Source organism: Streptomyces sp. NBC_00989 (genome assembly GCF_045162655.1).
Lineage (GTDB): Bacteria > Actinomycetota > Actinomycetes > Streptomycetales > Streptomycetaceae > Streptomyces.
In genome coordinates, this window is the sequence record NZ_CP108728.1 from 4,046,275 (window position 1) to 4,064,385 (window position 18,111).

The 18,111-nt window shown below is 69.3% G+C and carries 13 protein-coding genes and 1 pseudogene; 6 read left to right on the plus strand and 8 right to left on the minus strand.

Annotated elements, in window-relative coordinates:
* Positions 1 to 89: 89 nt before the first annotated feature.
* Positions 90 to 2,021, plus strand: a pseudogene (locus OG714_RS17300) (tetratricopeptide repeat protein).
* A gap of 340 nt (positions 2,022 to 2,361) precedes the next feature.
* Here the strand turns inward: OG714_RS17300 and OG714_RS17305 are convergent.
* Positions 2,362 to 3,009 carry an HAD family hydrolase gene (locus tag OG714_RS17305; RefSeq protein ID WP_406121983.1) on the minus strand — a complete coding sequence of 216 codons (648 nt, stop codon included), beginning with the start codon at positions 3,007 to 3,009 and terminating at the stop codon, positions 2,362 to 2,364.
* A 424-nt stretch (positions 3,010 to 3,433) separates the two neighbouring features.
* On the opposite strand from OG714_RS17305, the gene OG714_RS17310 reads away from it, so the two are divergent.
* Entirely contained in the window at positions 3,434 to 4,156 is a 723-nt protein-coding gene (locus OG714_RS17310) for an XRE family transcriptional regulator (protein WP_406121985.1), read from the plus strand.
* A gap of 96 nt (positions 4,157 to 4,252) precedes the next feature.
* Here the strand turns inward: OG714_RS17310 and OG714_RS17315 are convergent, their stop codons facing one another.
* A complete protein-coding gene (locus OG714_RS17315; protein WP_406121986.1) occupies positions 4,253 to 5,278 on the minus strand; it encodes an ATP-dependent 6-phosphofructokinase in 1,026 nt (341 codons plus the stop codon).
* A 242-nt stretch (positions 5,279 to 5,520) separates the two neighbouring features.
* Between OG714_RS17315 and pta the strand changes: the two genes are divergently transcribed.
* The 3 genes from pta to pyk all read left to right on the plus strand — a co-directional run bounded on the left by pta (position 5,521) and on the right by pyk (position 10,323).
* Positions 5,521 to 7,611: a phosphate acetyltransferase gene (gene pta / locus OG714_RS17320; protein WP_406121988.1), complete on the plus strand. Its 2,091-nt coding sequence runs from the start codon at positions 5,521 to 5,523 to the stop codon at positions 7,609 to 7,611.
* Positions 7,608 to 8,819, plus strand: coding sequence for an acetate kinase (locus tag OG714_RS17325; protein WP_406121990.1), 1,212 nt, complete (start codon positions 7,608 to 7,610; stop codon positions 8,817 to 8,819). Before pta ends, OG714_RS17325 begins: the two co-directional genes overlap by 4 nt.
* Before the next feature lie 73 nt (positions 8,820 to 8,892).
* Positions 8,893 to 10,323, plus strand: a complete 1,431-nt coding sequence (pyk, locus tag OG714_RS17330; RefSeq protein WP_406121992.1) for a pyruvate kinase — start codon at positions 8,893 to 8,895, stop codon at positions 10,321 to 10,323.
* A 98-nt stretch (positions 10,324 to 10,421) separates the two neighbouring features.
* Here the strand turns inward: pyk and OG714_RS17335 are convergent, their stop codons facing one another.
* The 4 genes from OG714_RS17335 to OG714_RS17350 form a co-directional block, all read right to left on the minus strand.
* Complete coding sequence (locus OG714_RS17335; RefSeq protein WP_406121994.1) at positions 10,422 to 11,753, minus strand: hypothetical protein; 1,332 nt, start codon at positions 11,751 to 11,753, stop codon at positions 10,422 to 10,424.
* A complete protein-coding gene (locus tag OG714_RS17340) occupies positions 11,743 to 12,360 on the minus strand; it encodes a DUF6114 domain-containing protein (protein WP_406121995.1) in 618 nt (205 codons plus the stop codon). Before OG714_RS17340 ends, OG714_RS17335 begins: the two co-directional genes overlap by 11 nt.
* Positions 12,361 to 12,477: 117 nt before the next feature.
* A complete protein-coding gene (locus OG714_RS17345) occupies positions 12,478 to 13,128 on the minus strand; it encodes a DUF6230 family protein (RefSeq protein WP_406121997.1) in 651 nt (216 codons plus the stop codon).
* A gap of 646 nt (positions 13,129 to 13,774) precedes the next feature.
* Positions 13,775 to 14,752: a tetratricopeptide repeat protein gene (locus OG714_RS17350; RefSeq protein WP_406121999.1), complete on the minus strand. Its 978-nt coding sequence runs from the start codon at positions 14,750 to 14,752 to the stop codon at positions 13,775 to 13,777.
* 214 nt (positions 14,753 to 14,966) lie between these two features.
* Between OG714_RS17350 and OG714_RS17355 the strand changes: the two genes are divergently transcribed.
* Complete coding sequence (locus OG714_RS17355; RefSeq protein ID WP_406122001.1) at positions 14,967 to 15,593, plus strand: TetR/AcrR family transcriptional regulator; 627 nt, start codon at positions 14,967 to 14,969, stop codon at positions 15,591 to 15,593.
* Positions 15,594 to 15,981: 388 nt separating this feature from the next.
* Here OG714_RS17355 and OG714_RS17360 read toward each other — a convergent pair whose 3' ends face one another.
* On the minus strand, positions 15,982 to 17,682 hold the full coding sequence (locus tag OG714_RS17360; RefSeq protein ID WP_406122002.1) for a methylmalonyl-CoA mutase: 1,701 nt from the start codon (positions 17,680 to 17,682) through the stop codon (positions 15,982 to 15,984).
* Between the two features lie 84 nt (positions 17,683 to 17,766).
* Positions 17,767 to 18,105: a DUF3817 domain-containing protein gene (locus tag OG714_RS17365; protein ID WP_406122004.1), complete on the minus strand. Its 339-nt coding sequence runs from the start codon at positions 18,103 to 18,105 to the stop codon at positions 17,767 to 17,769.
* Between the last annotated feature and the right edge of the window lie 6 nt (positions 18,106 to 18,111).

The following is an 18,111-nucleotide window of genomic DNA, read 5'->3' on the forward strand; positions in this document are numbered from 1 at the left end:
CCCTCGGCTTCACCGGCCGATCGGCGGAACTGGAGCGTCTGCTCCCCCACCTCGCCCCGACCTCACCCGAAGTACCCGGCCGCCCCGTCCTGATCTTCGCCGTCACCGGAATGGGCGGCATCGGAAAGACAGCACTGGCGATCGAGGCCGCACACCGGGCACGCGATGAGGGCTGGTTCCCGGGCGGAACGCTCTTCGTGGACCTGCGGGGTTACGACGACAACCCCGTCACCGCCGATCAAGCGGTCGTGGCCCTGCTCGACGCGCTCGGAGTCCGGGGCCCGGATCTGCCCCACACGACAGCTCAGCAGTACGACCGATACCGCCAACTCCTCACCGAGCAGCGGGAACGGACCCTGCTCGTCCTGGACAACTCCTCGGACCCGTCCCAGTTCCTCCCACTCCTCCCCGGCACGGACCACCACCGGGTCCTGATCACCTCCCGGGACCGCCCGCACGCCCTCCCCGTCCGCCTCATCGACCTCGAATCACTCACTCCGGACGAGTCGGCCGCCCTCATCACCCGCGCCCTCCACGACACGGACGAACGGGACGACCGCCCGGCCCGGGAGCCCGACGCACTGCACGAACTGACCGCCCTGTGCGGGCACTTGCCCCTCGCCCTCCAGATCGCCGCCGGCATGCTGCGCAAGCGCCGGCATCGCGGCATCGCCTCACTGGTGACCGACATCAAGGAAGCCGAGGACCCAACTGCCGTACTCGACAAAGGCAGTCCGGGCAGCGACCTGTACGGCCGCTCACTCGTCCTCCGACCGGTGCTGGAGACGTCGTACCGCCGGCTGCCGCCCGACCAGGCCCGGTTGCTACGACTGCTGGCCCTCGCACCCGGGGCGGAGACGGGCACGGAGGCCGTGGCCGCGCTGGCCGATGTCACCGTGGGGGCTGCTCTGACCTTGCTGGAGGATCTGGCGGCTACTCATCTGGTCACGTCAGACGAGCATGTCGATGGCTCGGCTTCCGGTGGGCGGTGGCGGTTGCATGACTTGGTGCGGGTGTTCGGGGTGGGTGTGGCCAAGGGGGATGCGGGGTTGTGGGAGGAGGGGGAGGCGGCGCGGGGGCGGGTGCTGGAGTTCTACCACTGCTGGGCGGGTGCAGCTGACGACCGGCTTCGGTGGCTGCCCGGTATGTGGGAACCAGAGCAGTTTGTGGATCGGGCGGGGGCGTTGGCGTGGCTGGATTCGGAGCGGGCGGGTCTGGTGGCGGCGGTGCAGTGGGCGCGGGAGGAGCGGTTCGCGGCCACGGCGGTGCTGCTGTCGCAGTGTCTGGTGGAGTATCTGGACTGGCGGCGTTCTTTCGACGACTGGATCACGGTGTGCGGTGTCGCGCAGGAGGCCGCCCATCGCGCCGGTAACCAGGCGTGGGAGGCCAGCGCGTGGAACAGCCTCGGCAACGCCCTGCGGGAGGCGGGCCGGACGGAGGAGGCCATCGACGCCCACACCCGCGCCCGCGACCTGCACCAAGCCGCCGGAGACCGCCCCCGCGAGGCCATGGCGTGGAACAACCTCGGCAACGCCCTGCGGGAGGCGGGCCGGGTGGGGGAGGCGATCGACGCCCAAACCCGCGCCCTCAACCTGTTCCAGAGCGTCGGGGACCGCCCCAACGAGGCCTCGGCGTGGAACAACCTCGGCTTCGCTATGTGGGAGGCAGGCCGGGCTGAGGAGGCCATCGACGCCCGCACCCGCGCCCGCGACCTGTTCCAGGCCGTCGGGGACCGCCATGGCGAGGCCCTCGCATGGAACAACCTCGGCGCCGTCCTGGGTGGGCTGGGCCGGATGGAGAAGGCGATTGACGCGTACGAGAAGGCCCTGGAGCGCTACCAGGAGTTCGAAGACTGGTACGGGACGGGCCAGACTCTCTACAACCTGGCTCTCGTCCACTAGTCCGCCGCCCGCCCCGCCGAGGCCCGCACCCACTTCCTCCACTCCGCCGACGCCTACACCCGAGCCAGCGCACCCACCGAAGCAGCCAAAGCCCGCACCCGAGCCAACGCCCTGGAGTAGCCCTTCCTCCTCACCCCCATAACCGCAAGCGCAGGCAACGCATCGTGCAAGGCCGTCAGCGCAGGACCTCGGTCACCACGCAGCCGGATCGGGTCGACACCTGACGCATATGCGATGACTTCGAGCGGGACGTCCGTATCACCACGTTCACCGCGTTCACGGCATTCGATCTCGCAGACGGTTCCGAGCGCGACACACACCGCCACGACAAGCCGCCGCTACGTCACCTTCGGCCGAACGACATTGCGGCAGTGGGCGATCCCCCTGCCCACCCTTCTCCCCTAAACACGGCCATACAGACTCCAGTTGAGGGCACCCGCTCCGAACCGCACCCGCGACGCTACAACCGGCCCCCCACGATCGACGCGAGCCGGCCAAGACCGTCGATGCGCCAGTCAGCCGCCGCCACCACCTCGGGATCATCCGCCCACAGGTGCCCCCACGGACCACGGCGGATGTGCGCGACGCGCAGCCCTGCCCGCTTGGCGGGGAAGATGTCGTTGGCCGGATGGTCACCCACGTAGACCGTCCGGTCCGGTGCCGCCTGGGCCGCCTCAACTACCCGGCCGAAGAACTCCAGTTGCGGCTTGGCCACTCCCCACTCCCCCGACGTGACGACGAGGTCCACCGGCAGGTCGAGGGCGCGCAGCAACTCGCCGGCGCGGGACGTCTGGTTCCCGGCGACGACGACACGCACCCCTAGTGCGCGCAGCGCGGACAGGGCCGGGCGGACATCGTCGTAGAGGTCGCTCTCGTCGAGATACTCGCCACGGCCGGCCGCTTCGCGAGCACGGTATTCGGCGGCGACGTCGATGCCCGGCCGAGCGAGGCGGAGCGCCTCCGCATTGTCCTGACCCCTGGCCACGACCGCCCCGACGAGCGCGGAGACGGTATGGCGGGGAACGTCCAGCCAGTCGGCCCACGACTGCCAGTACCGGTCGTCCCTGGTGATCGTCTCGCCGACGTCGCACACGACGGTCTCAATCATCTCTTCGCCTTCACCGCCGCCCATCTCTCACCTCTCACAGACCGCCCACAGCCCACCCCCCGGACACCCACCATCGAATTCCCGCCACCCCCCACTTCCCCCCACACCCGATCACCACCCCCACCACAAACGCACTCCCCTTCGAACCCCGCCCACACACCCGACGCCGACCGAGCACCCCCCGCCGGCCCCCAGCCCCCGCCGCACCAGGCGAATGGCAAGGTAGAGCGGCATATTCACCGCCGGGCAGTCGCCGCCAGAGGCCCCTCAGCCACCCCCCACCCACCACTCACCGTCACCGACCACCCCCACCCCGCCCGCGATGGATCTCCGTGGTCCGACCGAATCCGTACGTTCCTACAATCCGTAATCCTGGCCGAACAGACCGTAGTAACCGCACCCAGGCACCCCTAGCTTGTGGCCCGTGCGCCGACCCCCAGCTCAGCCCAGCCAGTCCACGCCGCCCACGCCGCCGTTCAACGCGCCCGCCGCCCACCGGCTCCGTACCGCTCTCAACATGGGTCCCGAACACGTGGCGTACGGCATGCGCGCCTCGTACGGGCTCCCTTACGTCACGCCTGACCTGGTCATCGCCTGGGAGCGTGGACTCACCGCGCCCTCCGGTCCCGAACTCACCGCGCTCTCGGGCGTGTTGTGGTGCTCCCCGGCCGAACTCATCGGCAAGCCACGCACGCTGCGTGAGCATCGCCTCGCCCGGGGCCTTCCACCGGAGGACGTCGCCCGGGCCGTCGGGCTCGAACTCCTCGCGTATCTACGGATGGAGGAGCACGACGAGTGGCACGGCACCGAGCGCCAGTCCTCCGCGCTCGCCGATCTCCTCGACCTCTCGCTGCCGGACTTCATCAGCGTCACCGGCCGCGACACCCGCCTCGCGGAGTTGCTGCGCAGCGCCATGACCACCCGCTGGCAGGCCTACGTACGCCAGATCGGCAAGATGGTGCCCCTGGACCGGCGTCTCCTGGAGGACTCCCTCCAGGAGTTGCACGACGACTACCAGGCGCAGATGGTCGCCACCCTCAGCTGGGGCGGCGGCAACTCCGCCGTCGAGGCGGGCGAGGCCGGCCGGGACTTCCTCGACCAGATCATCAGCCGTTTCTGGTCCATGGTCGAGAAGAGCACCTACTGAAACTCGGTCTGAACACTCGGTACCAAAACCCGGCCAGAAGCCGGAAGTTGGAAGCCAGAAGCTGGAAGCTGGAGCCCCGACAGCAGAAGTCGGAATCTAGAAAACCGACTCCGCCTCGTCCATCCGGTCCTTCGGCACCGTCTTCAACTCGGTGACCGCCTCGGCCAACGGCACCATCACCACGTCCGTCCCGCGCAGCGCGGTCATCCGCCCGAACTCCCCCTGGTGCGCGGCCTCCACCGCGTGCCAGCCGAAGCGCGTCGCCAACACCCGGTCGTACGCGGTCGGTACGCCGCCGCGCTGGATGTGGCCGAGGATGACCGGCTTGGCCTCCTTGCCGAGGCGGCGCTCCAACTCGTAGGCCAGCGCCGTGCCGATGCCCTGGAAGCGCTCGTGGCCGAACTGGTCGATCGCGCCCTTGTTGTAGTCCATGGACCCCTCGGCGGGGTGCGCGCCCTCGGCCACGCACACGACGGCGAACTTCTTGCCACGGGCGAAGCGTTCCTCGACCATCTTGACCAGGTCGGCGGGGTCGAAGGGGCGCTCGGGCAGGCAGATGCCGTGCGCGCCCGCCGCCATCCCGGACTCCAGCGCGATCCAGCCCGCGTGCCGGCCCATGACCTCGACGACCATCACCCGCTGGTGCGACTCCGCCGTCGTCTTCAGGCGGTCCATCGCCTCCGTCGCGACCCCGACCGCCGTGTCGAAGCCGAACGTGCGGTCCGTCGACGAGATGTCGTTGTCGATCGTCTTGGGGACTCCCACGACCGGCAGGCCGGCGTCCGACAGCATGCGCGCCGCCGTCAGCGTCCCCTCCCCGCCGATCGGGATCAGCGCGTCGATCCCGAAGTCGCGCGCGATGTCCAGCGCGTTCTCGCACGCCTCGCGGAGGCGGTCCCGCTCCAGTCGTGACGAACCCAGGATCGTGCCGCCGCGGGCGAGGATGCCGCTGACCGCGTCCAGGTCGAGGGTGCGGTAGCGGCCGTCGAGCAGGCCGGCGTAGCCGTCCTCGAAGCCGATGACCTCGTCGCCGTAGTTGTCGACCGCTCGGTGCACGACCGATCGGATCACGGCGTTCAGGCCGGGGCAGTCGCCGCCTGCGGTGAGAACTCCGATACGCATCGTGCTGTGTCTCCTGCTCGCTGTTGAGACCGGTGAGCCGGACCCGATTGTTTCACGTCCCTCAGGGCGTCGCCGCTCCCGCCGGACCGAGGGGCGTCTTAACCACCCCCGGAGGTATTGTCAAGAGGGTTCTGCTCACCTCGGTGGGCGATTTTTATGACCGCCGACGGCCACCGAAACACCGGTCGGAAACCACCGGAAACCATCGGAAGATCACCGAACCGGAGAGGGAGAACAACCCTGTGACCCGCAGCGTGTACGTGACCGGGATCGACCGCGGCGACGGCCGTCAGGTCGTCGAGCTGGGGGTCATGGAGCTCCTGACCCGCCAGGTCGACCGGGTGGGGGTGTTCCGCCCCCTCGTCCACGACGGCCCCGATCGCCTGTTCGAACTGCTGCGTGCGCGCTACCGGCTCTCCCAGGACCCCGCGACCGTCTACGGCATGGACTACCACGAGGCCTCCGCCCTCCAGGCCGAGCAGGGGACCGACGAGCTGGTGTCGACGCTCGTCGACCGGTTCCATCTCGTCGCCCGTGACTACGACGTCGTCCTCGTCCTCGGGACCGACTACGCGGACACGCAGTTCCCGGACGAGCTGTCCCTCAACGCCCGCCTCGCGAACGAGTTCGGCGCCTCCGTGATCCCCGTCGTCGGCGGCCGCAAGCAGACCGCCGAGTCCGTCCTCGCGGAGACGCGCAACGCCTATCGCGCCTACGACGGCCTCGGCTGCGACGTCCTCGCCATGGTCACCAACCGGGTCGCCCGCGAGGACCGGGACGAGATCGCCCAGCGGCTCACCACCCGGCTGCCGGTGCCCTGTTACGTCGTACCGGACGAGCCCGCCCTCTCCGCGCCGACCGTCGCGCAGATCACCCACGCCCTCGGCGGCAGGGTGCTCCTCGGGGACGACTCCGGGCTCGCCCGGGACGCGCTCGACTTCGTCTTCGGCGGCGCGATGCTGCCCAACTTCCTCAAGGCGCTGACCCCGGGCTGCCTCGTCGTCACCCCGGGCGACCGCGCCGACCTCGTCATCGGCGCGCTCGCCGCGCACAGCGCCGGCACCCCGCCGATAGCCGGCGTCCTGCTCACCCTGAACGAGGTGCCCAGCCACGGGATCCTCACCCTCGCCGCCCGCCTCGCACCCGGCACCCCGGTGGTCTCCGTGGCCGGCACCTCCTTCCCCACCGCCGCCGAACTCTTCTCCCTGGAGGGGAAGTTGAACGCGGCCACCCCGCGCAAGGCGGAGACCGCGCTCGGCCTCTTCGAGCGGTACGTCGACACCGGCGACCTCCTCAAGCGCGTCTCGGCGCCGAGCAGCGACCGGGTCACCCCGATGATGTTCGAGCACACGCTCCTGGAGCGGGCCCGCTCCGACAAGCGCCGGATCGTCCTCCCCGAAGGCACCGAGGCCCGCGTCCTGCACGCCGCCGAGGTGCTGCTGCGGCGCGGTGTCTGCGAGTTGACCCTCCTCGGCCCCGAGGACCAGATCCGCAAGAAGGCCGCCGACCTCGGCATCGACCTCACCGCGGCCCAGTTGATCGACCCGCACACCTCCGAACTCCGCGACCGCTTCGCCGAGAAGTACGCCGCCCTGCGCGCCCACAAGGGCGTGACCGTCGAGCTGGCCTACGACGTCGTCGCCGACGTGAACTACTTCGGGACGTTGATGGTCCAGGAGGGGCTCGCGGACGGGATGGTCTCCGGCGCCGTGCACTCCACGGCGGCCACCATCCGGCCCGCCTTCGAGATCATCAAGACCAAGCCGGACGCCGACATCGTCTCGTCCGTCTTCTTCATGTGCCTCGCCGACAAGGTCCTCGTCTACGGCGACTGCGCCGTCAACCCCGACCCGAACGCCGAGCAGTTGGCCGACATCGCCATCCAATCGGCCGCCACCGCCGAGCAGTTCGGCGTCCCGGCGCGGATCGCGATGCTGTCGTACTCGACGGGTACGTCCGGCTCGGGCGCCGACGTCGACAAGGTGCGCGAGGCGACCGAACTGGTCCGGCTGCGGCGGGCCGACCTGCGCATCGAGGGGCCGATCCAGTACGACGCCGCCGTCGAGCCGAGTGTCGCCGCCACCAAGATGCCGGAGTCCGAAGTCGCCGGTCAGGCAAGCGTGTTGATCTTCCCCGACCTGAACACCGGCAACAACACCTACAAGGCCGTGCAGCGTTCGGCCGGCGCGATCGCCGTCGGGCCGGTGTTGCAGGGCTTGCGCAAGCCCGTCAACGACCTGTCCCGGGGCGCCCTCGTCTCGGACATCGTCAACACCGTCGCCATCACGGCGATCCAGGCGCAGAACCCGAACGAGAAGGCCTCCCAGCAGTGACCGCGACCCGTGTCCTCGTCCTCAACTCCGGCTCCTCGTCGGTGAAGTACCAGCTGCTCGACATGCGCGACGGCGAGCGGCTCGCCATGGGGCTCGTCGAGCGCATCGGCGAGGAGACCTCCCGGCTCAAGCACACCTGCGTCACGACCGGCGCCGTACGGGAGTTCACCGGCCCGGTCCCCGATCACGAGGCCGCCCTGAAGGCCGTAGCGGATGAACTGACCAGGGACGGGCTCGGGTTGGGCTCCCCCGAGCTGGCCGCCATCGGGCATCGGGTCGTGCACGGTGGGCAGACCTTCACCGCGCCGACCATCGTCGACGACGCCGTGCTCTCCGAGATCGAACGGCTCATCCCCGTCGCGCCGTTGCACAATCCGGCGAACCTCGTCGGGATCCGGACCGCGATGGCGCTGCGGCCCGATCTGCCGCAGGTGGCCGTGTTCGACACCGCGTTCCACACGACGATGCCGGAGTCGGCCGCGCGGTACGCGATCGACGTGGCGACCGCGGACGCGTACCGGATCCGGCGGTACGGGTTCCACGGGACCTCGCACGCGTATGTGTCGCGGGCGACGGCGAAGCTGCTGGGGAAGGCGCCCGAGGACGTCAACGTGATCGTGCTGCACCTCGGGAACGGGGCGTCCGCCTCGGCCGTACGGGGTGGGCGGTGTGTGGACACCTCCATGGGGCTGACGCCGTTGGAGGGGCTGGTGATGGGGACGCGGTCGGGAGACCTGGATCCGGCCGTCATCTTCCATTTGATGCGTGTTGGCGAAATGTCCACCGACGAGATCGACACTCTTCTCAACAAGAAGAGCGGTCTGATCGGGTTGTGCGGGGACAACGACATGCGGGAGATCCGGCGCCGGATCGACGAGGGTGACGAACAGGCGGAGTTGGCCTTCGACATCTACATTCACCGATTGAAGAAGTACATCGGCGCCTACTGCGCGGTACTCGGCCGGGTGGACGCGGTCGCCTTCACAGCGGGAGTCGGGGAGAACGCGAGTGCGGTGCGGGAGGCTGCCGTCGCGGGCCTGGAGCTGCTGGGGCTTGAGGTGGACGGCGTGCTGAACGCCGTACGGAGTGATGAGCCGCGGCTGATCTCGCCCGCGTCCGGGCGGGTCGCGGTCGCGGTGGTGCCGACGGACGAGGAATTGGAGATCGCGACACAGACCTATGCACTGGTCGGAAATTACAACGCCTGAGCGCATGCCCGCCCATTTGTATCTTCCGCCAGACGGAATATTCCGTAGCGAAACAAACCGATAGGATCGTCCCATGCGCCGTTCGAAAATCGTCTGTACTCTCGGCCCCGCGGTCGACTCCCACGAACAACTGGTGTCGCTGATCGAGGCCGGCATGAATGTGGCCCGCTTCAATTTCAGCCACGGCACCCACGCCGAGCACCAGGGGCGGTACGACCGCGTCCGTGCCGCGGCCAAGGAGACCGGCCGTGCCATCGGCGTCCTCGCCGACCTGCAGGGCCCGAAGATCCGCCTGGAGACCTTCGCCGAGGGTCCCGTCGAGCTGGTGCGCGGTGACGAGTTCACCATCACCACCGAGGACATCCCGGGCGACAAGACCATCTGCGGTACGACGTACAAGGGCCTGCCCGGTGACGTCTCCCGCGGCGACCAGGTCCTCATCAACGACGGCAACGTCGAGCTGAAGGTCCTCAGCGTCGAAGGCCCCCGCGTGAAGACGATCGTCATCGAGGGCGGCGTCATCTCCGACCACAAGGGCATCAACCTGCCCGGCACGGCCGTGAATGTGCCCGCGCTGTCCGAGAAGGACGTCGAGGACCTGCGCTTCGCGCTGCGGATGGGCTGCGACATGGTCGCCCTGTCCTTCGTCCGCGACGCGAGCGACGTGTACGACGTCCACAAGGTGATGGACGAGGAGGGCCGCCGGGTCCCCGTCATCGCCAAGGTGGAGAAGCCGCAGGCGGTCGAGAACATGGAGTCCGTGGTCGCGGCGTTCGACGCGGTGATGGTGGCCCGTGGCGACCTCGCCGTGGAGTACCCGCTGGAGAAGGTCCCGATGGTGCAGAAGCGCCTGGTGGAGCTGTGCCGGCGCAACGCCAAGCCGGTGATCGTGGCGACCCAGATGATGGAGTCGATGATCACCAACTCCCGCCCCACGCGCGCCGAGGCCTCCGACGTGGCCAACGCGATCCTGGACGGCGCGGACGCGGTCATGCTGTCCGCCGAGTCCTCGGTGGGCGCCTACCCGATCGAGACCGTGCAGACGATGTCGAAGATCGTCCAGGCGGCCGAGGAGGAGCTGTTCTCCAAGGGCCTGCAGCCGCTCGTGCCGGGCAAGAAGCCGCGTACGCAGGGTGGTTCGATCGCGCGTGCCGCGTGCGAGATCGCCGACTTCCTCGGCGGCCGGGCCCTGGTGGCCTTCACGCAGTCCGGTGACACCGCCCGCCGGCTGTCCCGCTACCGCGCCTCCCAGCCGATCGTCGCGTTCACGACCGACGAGAGCACCCGCAACCAGCTCACGCTCAGCTGGGGCGTGGAGTCGCACGTGGTGCCGTTCGTCAACAGCACGGACGAGATGGTCGACATGGTCGACGGCGAGATCGCCAAGATCAACCGCTTCAACCCGGGCGAGACCGTCATCATCACCGCCGGCTCGCCTCCCGGCGTGGCCGGCACGACGAACATGCTCCGCGTCCACCACCTCGGCGGCGGCGAGGGCAACTGACACACCGCTGAAGGAACTTGTACGGCGCTGAGGGCGCCCCCTGTGGCAGGGGGCGCCCTCAGTTTGTGCGCGGCTCCCGAACGGGCCTGTGCGGACGCTCAGTCGGTCTGGTAGCTGTGCAGTCCGGGGACGGTCAGCGTGCCGCCGAACTGGCCGGCCTGGACCACCTTCACGTTGGTGAAGTAGATCAACGGGATGTTCAGCGGCGGCGGGTTGTCCGGGTCGAACGTGATCGGGATCAGACCGAACAGGTTGCCCGAGATGGACTCCGTGTACATCACGGTGTCGCCGTCGCGGATGGTGGACGTCGAGCCCTTGGCCGCCTGCACGTGGTAGGTCTTGCCGGACTGCTTGTCGTTCACCGTCTGGTGCAGGTCGCCGATGTCGGTCCCGCTGGAGATGACGTACTTCAGGACCTTCTTGACCTTGCCGCTGGCGGTCTTCACCTCGACGACGCCCTGGTAGTCGGCACCCTTGAGCAGCAGCGAGCTGGCGTTCAGGTACCACGGGTCGTCGGGCAGCAGCACCTTGTTGTCGACGCCGCTGGTGTCGTCCGTGGCGACCGGGCAGTCCGAGGTGTCGGCGCTCTCGCTCGCGGACGGGCTCGGAGTGGCCGTAGCGGTCGCGGTGGCCGTGTCGTCGGCCGCCTTGGACGCCGTGTCGGTCGTGTCCTTGACGGTGTCGTCCACCGTGTCGGTGACCTTCTTGGCCGTGTCCTTGACGGTGTCGGACGCGCTGGAGGAGTCGTCCGAGGACGTGTCCTTCGAGGCGCTCGCCGAGGCGGACGCGGTCGGCGTCGGGGTGGCGCTCGCCGTCGAGTCGGAGCTCGACGAACCGCCGGTCAGGAGGTCGGTGATGGCGTCGCCGATGGTGTCCAGCAGGTTGCCGCTGCTCGCGGACGCGGAGGGCGTCGCGGTGGCGGTGCTGCTCGACGAACCGCTCGAATCCGCCGACTTGCTCGCGGACGCGGACGGCGTGGGCGTGGCCGTGTCGTCGTCGGAACCTGAATCCGACGACCCCGAAGACGTCTTGCCCGAGTCCTTCGTGTCGGAGCTCGCGTCGTCCGTGGCCGTGGCCGAGGGCGTCGCGTCGTCCTTGGACGAGTCGGCGGACTCGCTCGCGGACGTGGACGGCGTGGCAGACGCACTCGACGTCGACTCGGCGAGGGCGGCGACACAGTCCTTGTACTCGTCGGCCGTCAGGCTCTTCGACGACGGCGAGGTCGTCGCACCGTTGTCGGCGAGGGCGAGCGAGGACGTGAAACCGAACCCCATGATCACGGCGGTCGGCATCGCCACCGTGGCTATCGCCTTGCCGGCGGGCATGTGGAGCCTGGTGAACAGCGGCTTCTTGGGTGCCGCATGCCGCGGCCCGGTTCTCACACGGGACTCGTCCACATCAGTCCCGTGGGTCACCTCGTCAGCCGGCACTGTGCCTCCCGTTCGCCCCGTTGTTCACCGGGCTCGTTCCTGACAGATCGTTCGGCTCGCTCGCACCGTCGGCGGACTCGTGCGGCGCGGACTCCTGAGGCGCGGTCTCGTAGTACGACGCGGACTCATGAGGTGCGGCTTCGTACGGAGCGGCCCCCGCGGGGGCGCCGCCCTCTCCCTGCGCGACGTCCTGGAGCGCCTGCGGCTCCGGCGGTGCGCCCGGCGCCCACGACACGGCCAGCGCCCCGCCGACCATGGCGAGGAGGAAGCCGATCAGGAAGCCGCCGAGGTTGGACACGGGGATGGACACCAGCGCCAGCAGGATCGCCGCGACACCCGCGAAGGTGCGGACGTGCTTCTGGAACCAGAGGCTGAAGCCCAGGACGACCAGCAGTACGCCGATGATCAGGGACCCGGCGCCCGCGGTGGTGGCCATCGCCAGCGTCAGATGGCCCACCTGGAGATGTGCGTACGGGAAGTAGGCGATCGGGAGTCCGCCGAGCATGACGAACAGACCGGCCCAGAACGGCCTCGTGCCACGCCAGGCACGAAACTGCAGCCTCCGGCGGGCGAACTGGCCGGATGCGGCAGGAGTCTCGGCGCTCATGGAAAACAGCTCCCTGGTACGGCGTTGCTGTGGTGGAGAGTTGCACCTCGTGTGAAGGCGCTGGTGGAAGGTGGACGGGCGGGGGCGCCACCGGCTCCCCCGCCCGCCGTCAAGTGCCTAGTAGCACTCGTGGGTGCCGGCCGAGACCGACATCTTCAGCCCGCTGAGCTTGAAGGTTCCGGCAGTGGTGGCCCACGCCGTCTGCTTCACGTTGGTCAGCTCGGCCGACTCGGCCTGCTGGGCGAAGCCGTACGGGTTGGCAGCCTCGCTGCCACCCTTCATGCCCGGACCCTTGCCGCCCTTGTCGGCGCCCGTGTTGCCGGCCGCCACACCGATGTCGATGTTGTGGAACACAGCGTCTGCGCTGAGGTCCTCGACGTCGATGTACAGGTTCGACGCCTCGACCGGCGTACCGCCGCCGCCCGCCTTCAGCACGAGGCTGACGGAGCCGAGCAGCGGGATGTTCGGGGTGACCACCGACTGGCACATGTTGGTGATCGACGCGGACTTGAACGACGAGACCGCGACGGGGTGGAGCGACTTGCTGCCGTCCAGGTTGTAGCCCGAGTCCAGGGCTCCGTACTGGGCGAAGCCCGTGCCGTTGAGCTGGTCGGCCGTCACCTTGAACGACTGGCCGGAAACGCTGAATGACGCGGCGAGAGCACCCTGCGCGAGGGCGACACCTATACACGCCGTAGCGGCGACGCTGGGCACCATGACCACAGCGAAGCGCTTCCATCTCGTCCCGCCACGCACCTGGGACTCCATATTTCCTCCTTCTCGGACGTACATCTCCTGGCCCTGACTGCCCCCTATTGGCGGCTCAGCCGGGCAGGGATGGGAGAAGTGCTACGTCCTCGGGAAGGGGAGCGCCCGTCCTCGGAGGCGCGAACCGCGCACCGATCACCGGCGATCACCCCCGAGCGACAACCACTGGTCGCGCCTGACGCACATCACGCACAACCTTGCTGGACAGGCTCCGCCGTGCGGCGAAGACCCCCCTGCCCAAGAGCCGACTCCATTGTTTCCGGCTCTACTCGGTGGGGACCCAGGAGACTCCGTCGGCCCGACCGGCTGTCGGGGTACGGAATTGGACCGAGCGTCGCCGATCGTGGTGCATTCTCGCCGCCCGCACAAGGGGCTTCGTTACTGGGTAGTAACGGCCGGATAACCGAACAACGACCCGCCGGTATCGGTCGACGACGCTGGGTGTCATCGTGGGCCAGGACAAATCAGTTGACACCTGGGCGGAATCCGACAGATCAACGCCCTCGACTTACTCCAAGTAACAGCGGCCGCGATTACCAAGATTTGGTAAAGCGCGGCCGCAGTGACACTCCGTCGGCAAATCTTTCACTCCGGCAACACAGGTCACGAGGTTTACCGACTGGTCAGAACCGGCCCCGCACCCCGCTCAGAACAGCGCCCGCGCCAGCGCCCGCCGGGCCGCCGTCACCCTGGGGTCATCGGCCCCGACAACCTCGAACAACTCAAGCAGCCGCAGCCGTACGGCATCCCGGTCGTCACCCACCGTGCGCCGCACGGTGTCGATCAGCCGGCTGAACGCGTCCTCGACATGACCGCCCACCAGGTCCAGGTCGGCGGCGGCGATCTGCGCCGGCACGTCACCCGGCTTCGCGGCGGCCTCGGTGCGCACCTGCTGCGGGTCCAGCGTCGACACGCGGTGCAGCAACTCTGCCTGGGCGAGCCCCAGTTTGGCCTCGGAGTTGCCCGGGTCGTCGCTCAGCACGTTCCTGTAGGCCTGCACGGCCCCGCCGAAGTCCCCCGCGTCCAGGGCCTGCACGGCGGCTTCGAGCAGCGCGTCGTACGGTCCCGCCGGCACCTCGGCGACCACCTCGGGCCGGTCGCCCGGCGCGGCGTCGGGGTCGACGTCGAGACCGGTGAGACCGAAGCGCTCCTCGGCGACCTGGATCAACTGGTCGAGGGTCTGCCGGATCTGCTGCTCGCCCGCGGCCCCCTGGAAGAGCGGCAGCGCCTGGCCGGCGACCACCGCGAAGACGGCCGGGATGCCCTGCACCCCGAACTGCTGCATCAGCATCTGATTGGCGTCGACGTCGATCTTGGCAAGGACGAAGCGCCCGTTGTAATCGAGCGCGAGCCGCTCCAGGATCGGGCTCAGCTGCTTGCACGGCTCGCACCACTCGGCCCAGAAGTCGATGACGACCGGGACCTCGGTGGACCGCTGCAGGACCTCGCTCTCGAACCCCGCCTCATCTACGTCGATCACCAGGTCGGCCGGGGAGACGGCCCCGCCGCCGCCCTGCCTGGCGGTCTCGGCGCGCGCCTGCTCCGCCTTGACCTTGGCCTCCTGGGCCGCCTTCACCGCGGCGAGGTCGACGACTCCGCTCATGGACATGTTCCGTGGCTGCATGCGTCTATCCTCCCCCGTCCGCCCGTGTGAATGAAAAGCGTTGTGAAAGCCGGTCTGTCGCAAGCCTGTTGTGACCTGTTCGACGCCGGGTCCCCACCCCGCGCCCAGTGGTTACGCTACGACCCGTAGCGTAATAGCACAGGCCCCTTCCCGGATACGGATACCCGGTGATCTCCCTCACTGCACCACAGGAACCGCCGGTTATGGTCAAGGGATGCAGAGCAGCACTCCCGTCCCACGCGCCGCGGGACGCCCCCGCAGCGCCACCGCGGACACCGCGATCCTGGCGGCGACCCGGGAGGCACTGGTCGAACTCGGCTGGTCCAAGCTCACGTTGGGAGACGTCGCCACGCGCGCGGGGGTTGCGAAGACGACCCTCTACCGCCGCTGGGCGGGCAAGAACGAACTCGTCGTCGACGCGGTCGCCGAACTCTTCGACGAACTCCACCTCCCCGACCGGGGCACCCTGGCCGCCGACATCGAGGGCGTCGTCCTCCAGTTCGCGGCGATCCTGGCCCGCCCGGAAGCCAAGAGCGGACTGATGGCGGTGGTCGCCGAGTCCATCCACGACGACGCCCTGCGCGACCGCATCCGCGAGTCGATCGTCGACCGCCAGAAGTGCCTGGTCCTGGAGGGCAGGGCACGGGCCCAGGCCCGCGGCGAACTCCCCCCGGAGACCGACCCGAAGGAAGCCGCCCGCACGGCCGACCTCATCTTCGACGTGGTGGCGGGCGCGGTCGTCCACCGCACCCTGGTCAGCGCGGAACCGGCCGACGAGGAGTGGGTCCACAGCTTCACCCAGGTCCTCCTACTGGGCCTGACCTCACTCAGCAACCCGTAGCGCCTGTCCAGCGGATCAGGCCGCAGACACGAGCCAGGCACGCACCTCCGAGGCACTCCCGCCCACCGCCGCGGCTCCCCCGCCCCCGGCTGCACCCACCTCCGCGGACGCGGGGCCCGGCAAGCACACCTGCGACGTTGTTATCGGGACACGGGCCCGGCAAGCACACCCGCAACCCTGCCGCCGGCCGCCGACTCCCCCGTTCCCAGCTCCACCCACCTCCGCAGACACGGGACCCGGCAGGCACACCTGCGGCGTCGTCATCGGTCGCCGCCTTCCCCGCCCCCGGCTGCACCCGCCTCCGCCTCGCAGCGGCACGCACCGGGCCCCGGTCACCGGCGCCGATCGGGCCCCGCCGGTCGCCCGCGGCCCGATCCCCCGGACAGGTCTAGAAGCCCGCGGGCTCCGTGTAGACCCCCCACTCGTCCCGCAGTACCCCGCAGATCTCGCCCAGCGTCGCCTCGGCGCGCGTCGCGTCCAGCATCGGTCCGATCATGTTCGACCCGTCCCGCGCGGCCGCGAGCATCGCGTCCAGGGCCGCCGCTACGGCCGCCTCGTCCCGTACGCCCTTGCGCGCGCCCAACTCCCGGATCTGGTCCCGCTCCACCTCGTGGCTGACCCGCAGGATCTCCAGGTCGCCGGTGACGGACCCGTGGTGGACGTTCACGCCCACGACCCGCTTGTCGCCCTTCTCCACGGACCGCTGGTACTGGAACGCGGCCTCGGCGATCTCGCCGGTGAACCAGCCGTCCTCGATCCCGCGCAGGATCCCGGAGGTGATCGGCCCGATCGGGTGCTGACCGTCCGGGTGGGCCCGCAGTCCCCGCTCCCTGATCTGCTCGAAGATCTTCTCGGCGTCCGCCTCGATCCGGTCGGTGAGCTGCTCGACGTACCACGAACCGCCCAGCGGATCCGCCACGTTGGCGACCCCGGTCTCCTCCATCAGCACCTGCTGCGTCCGCAGCGCGATCTCCGCCGCCTGCTCACTGGGCAGCGCGAGGGTCTCGTCCAGGGCGTTGGTGTGCAGCGAGTTGGTCCCGCCGAGCACGGCCGCGAGCGCTTCAACTGCCGTACGGACCACGTTGTTGTACGGCTGCTGCGCGGTCAGCGAGACGCCGGCGGTCTGGGTGTGGAAGCGCAGCCACTGGGCCTTCTCGGACCGCGCCCCGTAGACGTCCCGCATCCAGCGGGCCCAAATCCTGCGTGCCGCGCGGAACTTGGCGATCTCCTCGAAGAAGTCGACGTGCGCGTCGAAGAAGAAGGACAGGCCGGGGGCGAAGACGTCCACGTCCATGCCGCGGGACAGGCCGAGTTCGACGTACCCGAAGCCGTCCGCGAGGGTGTACGCCAGCTCCTGCGCGGCCGTGGAACCGGCCTCGCGGATGTGGTAGCCGGAGACGGACAGCGGCTTGTAGGCGGGGATGCCGGTCGCGCAGTACTCCATGAGGTCGCCGATGAGGCGCAGGTGCGGCTCGGGCTCGAAGAGCCACTCCTTCTGGGCGATGTACTCCTTGAAGATGTCCGTCTGGAGCGTGCCGTTGAGGACGGAGGGGTCGACTCCCTGCCGCTCGGCCGCCACCAGATACATGCAGAAGACCGGGACGGCCGGTCCGCTGATCGTCATGGAGGTCGTCACGTCGCCCAGCGGGATGCCCTTGAAGAGGACCTCCATGTCGGCGGCGGAGTCGATGGCGACCCCGCAGTGCCCGACCTCGCCGAGCGAGCGCGGGTCGTCGGAGTCCCGGCCCATGAGGGTCGGCATGTCGAAGGCCACGGAGAGCCCGCCGCCTCCGTTGGCCAGGATCTTCTTGTACCGCTCGTTGGTCTGCTCGGCGTTCCCGAACCCGGCGAACTGCCGGATCGTCCACGTCCGCCCCCGGTAGCCCGTGGCATGCAGCCCGCGCGTGTAGGGGTACTCGCCGGGCCACCCGATCCGCTCGAAGCCGTCGTACTCGTCCCCGGGGCGAGGCCCGTACACCGGCTCCACGGCATCCCCGGAGAGCGTGGTGAAATCGGCCTCACGCGTGCGTGCGGCGTCGAACCGGGCCTGCCAGCGTCGGCGGCCCTCTGCGATGGCGTCAGCGTCCATACCTTCGAATTTACTAGGACGTCCTAGTAAATGTCGATGGGCGACCGCCGTACGCGACCCGTACGGCGGTGAAAGCGGTGAGACTCAGACCTTCGCGGCGACCGGAGCCGGCTCGGCGAAGTGGCCCTCCAGCTCGCGGCTGATCTTCCGCTCGACGAAGAAGGCGGCGGTCGGGATCGTCCCGGCCAGCAGCACCCAGAGCTGCTTCCCGACCGGCCACTTCGCCTTGGAGCCCAGGTCGAAGGCGAAGAGGAGGTACACGACGTACAGCCAGCCGTGCGCGATGGCGACGACCTCGGTGAAGCTCCCGGCGCCGTCGATCTTCAGGAGGTACTTGGCGATCATGCTCAGGCAGAGCAGGACCAGCAGCACACCCGTGGTGTACGCCAAAACGCGGTAGCGGGTGAACACGCTCTTTTTCATGAGGAC

What these genes read in the sequence shown, in the direction of transcription:
- OG714_RS17305 (WP_406121983.1), bottom strand. Translation starts at nt 3,009, where the DNA reads ATGATTGAGACCGTCGTGTGCGACGTCGGCGAGACGATCACCAGGGAC.
- OG714_RS17315 (WP_406121986.1), bottom strand. Translation starts at nt 5,278, where the DNA reads ATGCGTATCGGAGTTCTCACCGCAGGCGGCGACTGCCCCGGCCTGAAC.
- pyk (WP_406121992.1), top strand. Translation starts at nt 8,893, where the DNA reads ATGCGCCGTTCGAAAATCGTCTGTACTCTCGGCCCCGCGGTCGACTCC.
- OG714_RS17340 (WP_406121995.1), bottom strand. Translation starts at nt 12,360, where the DNA reads ATGAGCGCCGAGACTCCTGCCGCATCCGGCCAGTTCGCCCGCCGGAGG.
- OG714_RS17345 (WP_406121997.1), bottom strand. Translation starts at nt 13,128, where the DNA reads ATGGAGTCCCAGGTGCGTGGCGGGACGAGATGGAAGCGCTTCGCTGTG.
- OG714_RS17350 (WP_406121999.1), bottom strand. Translation starts at nt 14,752, where the DNA reads ATGCAGCCACGGAACATGTCCATGAGCGGAGTCGTCGACCTCGCCGCG.
- OG714_RS17355 (WP_406122001.1), top strand. Translation starts at nt 14,967, where the DNA reads ATGCAGAGCAGCACTCCCGTCCCACGCGCCGCGGGACGCCCCCGCAGC.
- OG714_RS17360 (WP_406122002.1), bottom strand. Translation starts at nt 17,682, where the DNA reads ATGGACGCTGACGCCATCGCAGAGGGCCGCCGACGCTGGCAGGCCCGG.
- OG714_RS17365 (WP_406122004.1), bottom strand. Translation starts at nt 18,105, where the DNA reads ATGAAAAAGAGCGTGTTCACCCGCTACCGCGTTTTGGCGTACACCACG.